Annotated in this window: 5 protein-coding genes; 1 reads left to right on the forward strand and 4 read right to left on the reverse strand. The window is 48.1% G+C overall.

Annotated elements, in window-relative coordinates; genetic code table 11:
• Positions 1–102: 102 nt before the first annotated feature.
• The 3 genes from PPL9_RS08040 to PPL9_RS08055 form a co-directional block, all read right to left on the reverse strand.
• Entirely contained in the window at positions 103–423 is a 321-nt protein-coding gene (locus PPL9_RS08040) for a hypothetical protein (RefSeq protein WP_208989238.1), read from the reverse strand.
• Between the two features lie 616 nt (positions 424–1,039).
• Positions 1,040–1,582: a hypothetical protein gene (locus tag PPL9_RS08050; RefSeq protein WP_057462221.1), complete on the reverse strand. Its 543-nt coding sequence runs from the start codon at positions 1,580–1,582 to the stop codon at positions 1,040–1,042.
• 849 nt (positions 1,583–2,431) lie between these two features.
• Positions 2,432–2,818: a hypothetical protein gene (locus PPL9_RS08055; RefSeq protein WP_152986633.1), complete on the reverse strand. Its 387-nt coding sequence runs from the start codon at positions 2,816–2,818 to the stop codon at positions 2,432–2,434.
• Positions 2,819–4,668: 1,850 nt separating this feature from the next.
• Between PPL9_RS08055 and PPL9_RS08070 the strand changes: the two genes are divergently transcribed.
• Positions 4,669–4,935 (forward strand): hypothetical protein, encoded by a 267-nt coding sequence (locus tag PPL9_RS08070; protein ID WP_057462225.1) that lies wholly within the window; start codon positions 4,669–4,671, stop codon positions 4,933–4,935.
• 18 nt (positions 4,936–4,953) lie between these two features.
• Here PPL9_RS08070 and PPL9_RS08075 read toward each other — a convergent pair whose 3' ends face one another.
• Entirely contained in the window at positions 4,954–5,448 is a 495-nt protein-coding gene (locus tag PPL9_RS08075) for a hypothetical protein (RefSeq protein WP_057462226.1), read from the reverse strand.
• Between the last annotated feature and the right edge of the window lie 414 nt (positions 5,449–5,862).

The following is a 5,862-nucleotide window of genomic DNA, read 5'->3' on the forward strand; positions in this document are numbered from 1 at the left end:
AAAACGCGCCTTTCCACGGCGCACCAATTAATGTGGGTTTGAGCCCCCAGATAAAGTCATTTAATTCGGGCTCAAAATGGCGATGATTGCAAGCCCAATGGATTATGATTGCAGGTTGGTACACCTAACGGCTCTGTCTCGCGGAACGCGGCCAACACCGCGCCCTTCACCGAACGCAGCCCCCTTGTCAGGTGCCCAAATGTACTTGAGCCGCCTTGAGGTAGTCGGCTTCACTTGGAACGCTGTGAGAGTGCCTACATAGCTCAGGTAGGCTTGTTGCGAGGAAATAACACCAAGCGCTTGGCTTGCCTCACCTCCAGATGCTTTCCACTCTCCCATGTGCAACACCTGCCATTGCCACGAGAGGGCAGGGGGAGCTTTTGCTTCCTGCCACAGCATGATCACAACTTCCTTTGACCGCATTGAAGCGCCCAGGAACGCATTTGCTTTTCCCGTTACTTCTTTCCAGACAAAGCCAGGTTGCCATTGCATCTTCAGAACCATTTGTTCATTATTTGTTCTACTCTGTACTTGAATGCAAAAAGAGTCAAGAAATGCTCAGTTCAATAAATTCTTCTTCTTTCTTGCATCGCGAGTACGTAATCTAAAGATAGTTCAACAAGAACAGTTAGAAAGAGAAAACTGATGCAAATATTCGTAAATTTTCTAAAGCGCAGGTGGAACTTGCTATATCGCACTATGGGGCCAGAGGTAGATCCTGAATTCCGATCCCAAGTTGTGAAACTCTTGACAAGCCCCACGCTGATAGTTGGAGCTCTCATAGGTTTATATGTCTTAGTTTTGAAGTGGTATTCAGCAGATCCCCTGCCACTCACCGCTGTAATAACTATAGTATTTGGAGGAATTGTACTTGTTACGTGGATAATCGCCATGGCGGGAATGATACACCATGCAAACGTAGACCGCATTCGTGAAATCAAAAGTCGCACTGAAGCAGACTGAGCCCATCTCAAAGAACGAGTTAACAACGAAAAAAGGAGGCAAACCCCTTTCTTCGCTGCTCATAGTTACGCATTCTTTAGATATACGTTGATTGACTTTCGTTGCAGTGCTCACAATGTGTGCTTTTATAAGAGTTGAGGCTACCTCCCTCAACTTCTTCCCAATACTGAAAAATGGCGTCTTTTCCGCAGCAAGAACATTCGACATATTCCAGCTCGCGAGCAAGAGGCATGCCTCCGGGCTCTATGCAACTACCATATACTCGGGGTCTACCAACATCCGCATCTTCGCCATAAAGAGATTCAGCAGCCTCTTGAACAGCTTCTCGTGAGAACTGATGAATATCACTTTCATCGCAATCGACTAGTTCTGGCAGGCCCATTGTATCAGCGCACTCGCGCTTAAATTTCTTGTATTGATCAAGATCCTTATGGAGCCCCTCTTTCCGAGCTACTTCCTGGATCAAGTATAAATGGTCCTCAACATACTGCTCATAGACCTGAGAGATCCGAATTGCTTTAAGACCTTTTTTGACGGCTTCAGACGCTCTTCTTAAGGTCGCCTTTTCTCTAACACTTGCCCAATAGCCAGGTGCGTTTGCGTCAACTGAAATAATCATTTTGTGCTCCTTGAGATTTGAATGCTCTCCAGTTTCCAGAAATGGAAAATCCGAGGTCGCAATCAAAAATGACGGGTGCACTCCCGCTGGGTGTGCACCCAGTGGGTTTGTTTTGAGGTCGACTTTCCTAGGATGTGAACGTAGGAAGGCCCTTGATGACTTCCGCCCCCTTTTCGAACAAAAGGTGCGTCAAATTTGCTTCTCTGGCTAACGCGATACAGGATCCAAGATCCCTTGGCGTTCTTGCCAAATCTTCTTTTGAAATAAGTGTTGCGACCCACCAACCTAAGACAGTTGAAGATCCGAGCCAGGGCGTTTGTGTGGGCTTAGGCCCTCCAAGCCATGACGAATGCTGTACCAACCATTCGCGAGTGGGTTCGCTTAGGTGGCCACTTGAAAGTCTTTTGTGCCCCTCTTGAGAAGGTTCACCTTGATGAAAAAATGGATTGTGCATGGCAAACGTCCATAAGTGAGCTGGATGCCGCCCGATCTGGGAGTGCACCCAGAAGGTAAAGTAGGTTGGAATGATGGTTTGATGCTGCTTATTTGCAGAGCCCAGCTAGCTCTTCAAAGCAATGCAAATGCATCGCGAAACCTGCTTATAAATCGGCCCTCATAGAAAGCGATCTTATTGAAAGAAATCATAATCTGTAAAATTCTTACAAACAAGAAGAAATGAATTGTGCAGCAATCTTGATGCAGCGAATTGGTGAACCTGAAAGTCTCTATTGCGCAACTCTAACTTCACCCAGCCTACCACCTCCTCAACTAGGCTTTGCTACTGTCGGAGCGCCTAATTCCTCCGATTGCACAGCTTGGCATGCGCTGCTGCATCCCAAAGAAGGTGGTTCAACTCGCTTTCTCAATTGGAGCGGATTTTCTTCGCTCGCCGGCCACATCAACTTCCACGTATTCAGCAATCAACGCCTCCAATTTTCCAGCATCCTTTCCAGGTTTACCATCACGCCAGATTTCGAATACTAAAGTTGTTTTGGTGGATCCTTGTTCATCCGCACGAAACCATTCATCCGGCACATAACAGCAACGCACAGCGCCAGGTTGAAAAGGCTCACATTCAGTGTCGAAATAAGCTGTCCTGATCGTAACGGTCGTAGTCACAACGACACTAACTCGGGAAACCGAGCAACTAGCTGTAATCTGCCTTGCGGCTTCCATCGCGTGTTCACGGCCCGCGCCAAACCCATCGTAATCATCGTAGGGGTCGCTCTCGTCCATAACGATGCCCCTACAGCGGACCCTTGCCCTGCTGACTGTTGAAATTGCATCAACAACTGATAAGTCAAAAGTCTTCTGAAAGCTCTTGCCCGCGCCGCACGGATCAACATCTGTCCAAATTTTCAGGGTTCTCGGGTTCACGAGCGGCCCAAAGTGGTCCACTGAATCTAACATCTCTCAAAACCAATATTGCTTGTTACTATGTGGCAGAGTTGGAACCACAGGGAACCTCCAAAGCCACCGCACGGGATCACTCAAGGGCAGGGATCTTTGGAAGTTCAAACAGCCTCCATGCCTCACCAACTTACGCCTATCACTTGGCGTTGAAATCTCGCGTCTGCTCTCAACACATAATGGAAGATTTTTTGCATTTAGCTACGCAGTGACATCGAGGCCCACCAAAATAGGGGCCAGCGGCAACGCCAAGCAGAACGCTGACCCGCAGCAAAAATTGTCATGATAATGGCCCAGTGAGCACGGAGCTGTATATCTGGCAAATGAAGTCCGGGGGTTCCTCAAGGTTTACGGCATCCGCCTGCACGTGCGGGTAAAACACACCCACTTTGATGCAATAGTCCGAGCGCTTATCGAGGTTCAACTGGATTTGAACTACTCAATGTTACCTTGTCATTCTTCATGACGCCCAAATATGCGCGCTAGCAAGTTCTGTTCGATGCATCAGAAGCAAATTCAAAAATCCTTGCAACTCCGAAAGGGACAGCTTTGCAACTTCTTGATTTGTTCAGGAAGGGTGGCTATATTTGAAAAAGGAAAGGGGAGCTTTCGCCCCCCAATCCGATCACTACGTGATTTTGAAAACGGCCCGGAACCAGACGGCCAATCTTTTCCGGGTCTTTTTCAATTCAAACTTCAGTTCAAATCTCACCTAGCATACCACCTCCTTTACCTAGGCTTTGCTACTGTCGGAGCGCCTAATTCCTCCGATTACGCGGATTGGCTCGCGCTGCTGCTTCGCAAAGAAGGTGGATTCCAATATTCTAAGTTATGTGCGAACTTCACACTACAGCAGAACCAGCTTTGTGAACCGTTACCCCCGATATTATGGGGAGAGGTGCTGCAAATGTTCGGCATGACCGGAACAAACTGTCCAGCGGCACCTAGAATGACCCAGCTCCTGAACTACTCCCACTGTCAAAGCTTGAGCTTAAACTGCTGCTATCATAATTAGAGCCTATGCTACTCTCACTTTCGTAGACAGCGTCTCGGCTGCTCTTACCACGATCGCAGGCAGCAGCAGCCACACTGGCAATAAGTATCAGATCTTCGCAATTGGAAGCTTGTTCTGCTTGTCTTTTTGTCTCCCAAGTAAAGATCAGCAGATAGCAGGCGCGCGAGCGTGGGGTGCACACGAAGACTGGCTTCACGAACAGGATGAAGCTGCAACCACGTTCACTGACAACATCAGAGAAATAAAGGCAACAAGGTGGGGAGATGACAATTGGCCTACCAAACATCCCAATCGCGCAAGGTTCATTGAGAACCTGCCCCTGCATGAGGGGTCTTTGAATCTGGTCTGCTTCCGTAACCCTTTGTGTGTGGGGATCTCAGAGAAGCTCGCTATAGCTACGATACAAGCTGTATGGGAAACCAAAACTCCTGCTTTCGTGCAAACAATGGATGTTCTTTACAAAGCAGGAGACGATATGGGGGACTTTTGCAGACAGCTGCGCAAGGATGTCAAAGCTGGCCCTATGAGAGATCACAGGCCGCGAAACGCAGAGCACTGATATGCCCAAACTGACAATGTCATTGTTGATTGCACTTCTGGTTGCATATGCAGTAAGAATGTCGACAAGCAAATTTTTTATCAAGCAGACAGAGCTTTTACGATGAATTTTATTATTAAAGCAGGGCTTGCAGTTTTCGGAATTTTTTCGCTGATAAATGCAGGTCTCACTGCACTTGAGATGAACAACGAAAACCTCTTGTCTCTTGCGTCAGCTCTTGTCATAGGCAAGGACGTAGTGATTGCTGGTTTTGCTTTCGTTACAATATCTTTGATGCGCCTCATCGAAGGACAGAAAAGGGTGATACAAAGCCAAGAGTCATTGCGGAAGTTGGAGAAACTGTCGCAATCAGTCAAAGGTCAAGCCTAGGATCAACTAGGCATTTCCTTATGCTGCCTGTTTCTCAACCGGCGTAATTAAGGCTTCCACCAAAACACCGCCAAACCCGAAGATCAACAATGAGATCAGGGTCCGTTTACCGGTTCGCTTTTTCCCGAGCAGCAAGCTCATGACGCCACCACAAAACCAAACTACAATCAATCCAGCAATGGTTTTGGGCAGGAAGAGACACATTCCAGGAAGCGAACCATTAGCTCGCATTGCAAAGCGAAGAGACTTGATTAGTGCGAGCAAGAACACAGCCAAACTGAGACTTGCCGCACCATACTGAGGCCAGGTCTCCAGGAGCCTGTCAATCGCCAGAGGCGAACCTTCCGGACGCAACCACAACAGCAACAGCCCGGTATAGACCGGCGTCAACTGCACGCACATCGACCATAGAAAATCACCTACACCGTGGTAGAGGACCGCTCTTCCCTGCTTGATTGCTATAAACCAGCAGATCAAAGAGACTACCGCCAATACTCCGATCAGAAGCAACATGATTTTGTCAGCCCCATCTCACTCCTTCGCTACGGGCGGAATGGCCCATACTGGTCACAGCGTACTCGTCTTCACTGTTTGAAACTTTAACGAACACACTCTGCTGGAGGCAAGGGTCTAAGTAGAACGAACTTGCGGCCATTCTTCATGTCCTGCCACACTTCAGAGTTTGCTCAGAGCATACAACATAGCCTTCCTCATCAACACCATGACCGGCGTCGGCCAGTCCATGGACGCGCTAGGCCTTCTCGCACCAAAACATCACCCAAAGATTGGCCATTGCGTTCAACCTTGCGCAGGAGCCGGCCATAACGGTGGCTCTCCTTCCATTATGTAGGGTCTTTAACCCTTGTTTCATAAGGGATATAGTGAGCTATCAATAACTGGAATGTCGCGGTTTTTATGAGCCAAATC

The organism is Pseudovibrio sp. POLY-S9, assembly GCF_001431305.1.
Classification (GTDB): Bacteria; Pseudomonadota; Alphaproteobacteria; order Rhizobiales; family Stappiaceae; genus Pseudovibrio.

Bases quoted from the DNA above. Each gene is read 5' to 3' on its own strand.
- PPL9_RS08040 (WP_208989238.1), bottom strand. From the start codon at position 423: ATGCGGTCAAAGGAAGTTGTGATCATGCTGTGGCAGGAAGCAAAAGCT.
- PPL9_RS08050 (WP_057462221.1), bottom strand. From the start codon at position 1,582: ATGATTATTTCAGTTGACGCAAACGCACCTGGCTATTGGGCAAGTGTT.
- PPL9_RS08055 (WP_152986633.1), bottom strand. From the start codon at position 2,818: ATGGACGAGAGCGACCCCTACGATGATTACGATGGGTTTGGCGCGGGC.
- PPL9_RS08070 (WP_057462225.1), top strand. From the start codon at position 4,669: ATGAATTTTATTATTAAAGCAGGGCTTGCAGTTTTCGGAATTTTTTCG.
- PPL9_RS08075 (WP_057462226.1), bottom strand. From the start codon at position 5,448: ATGTTGCTTCTGATCGGAGTATTGGCGGTAGTCTCTTTGATCTGCTGG.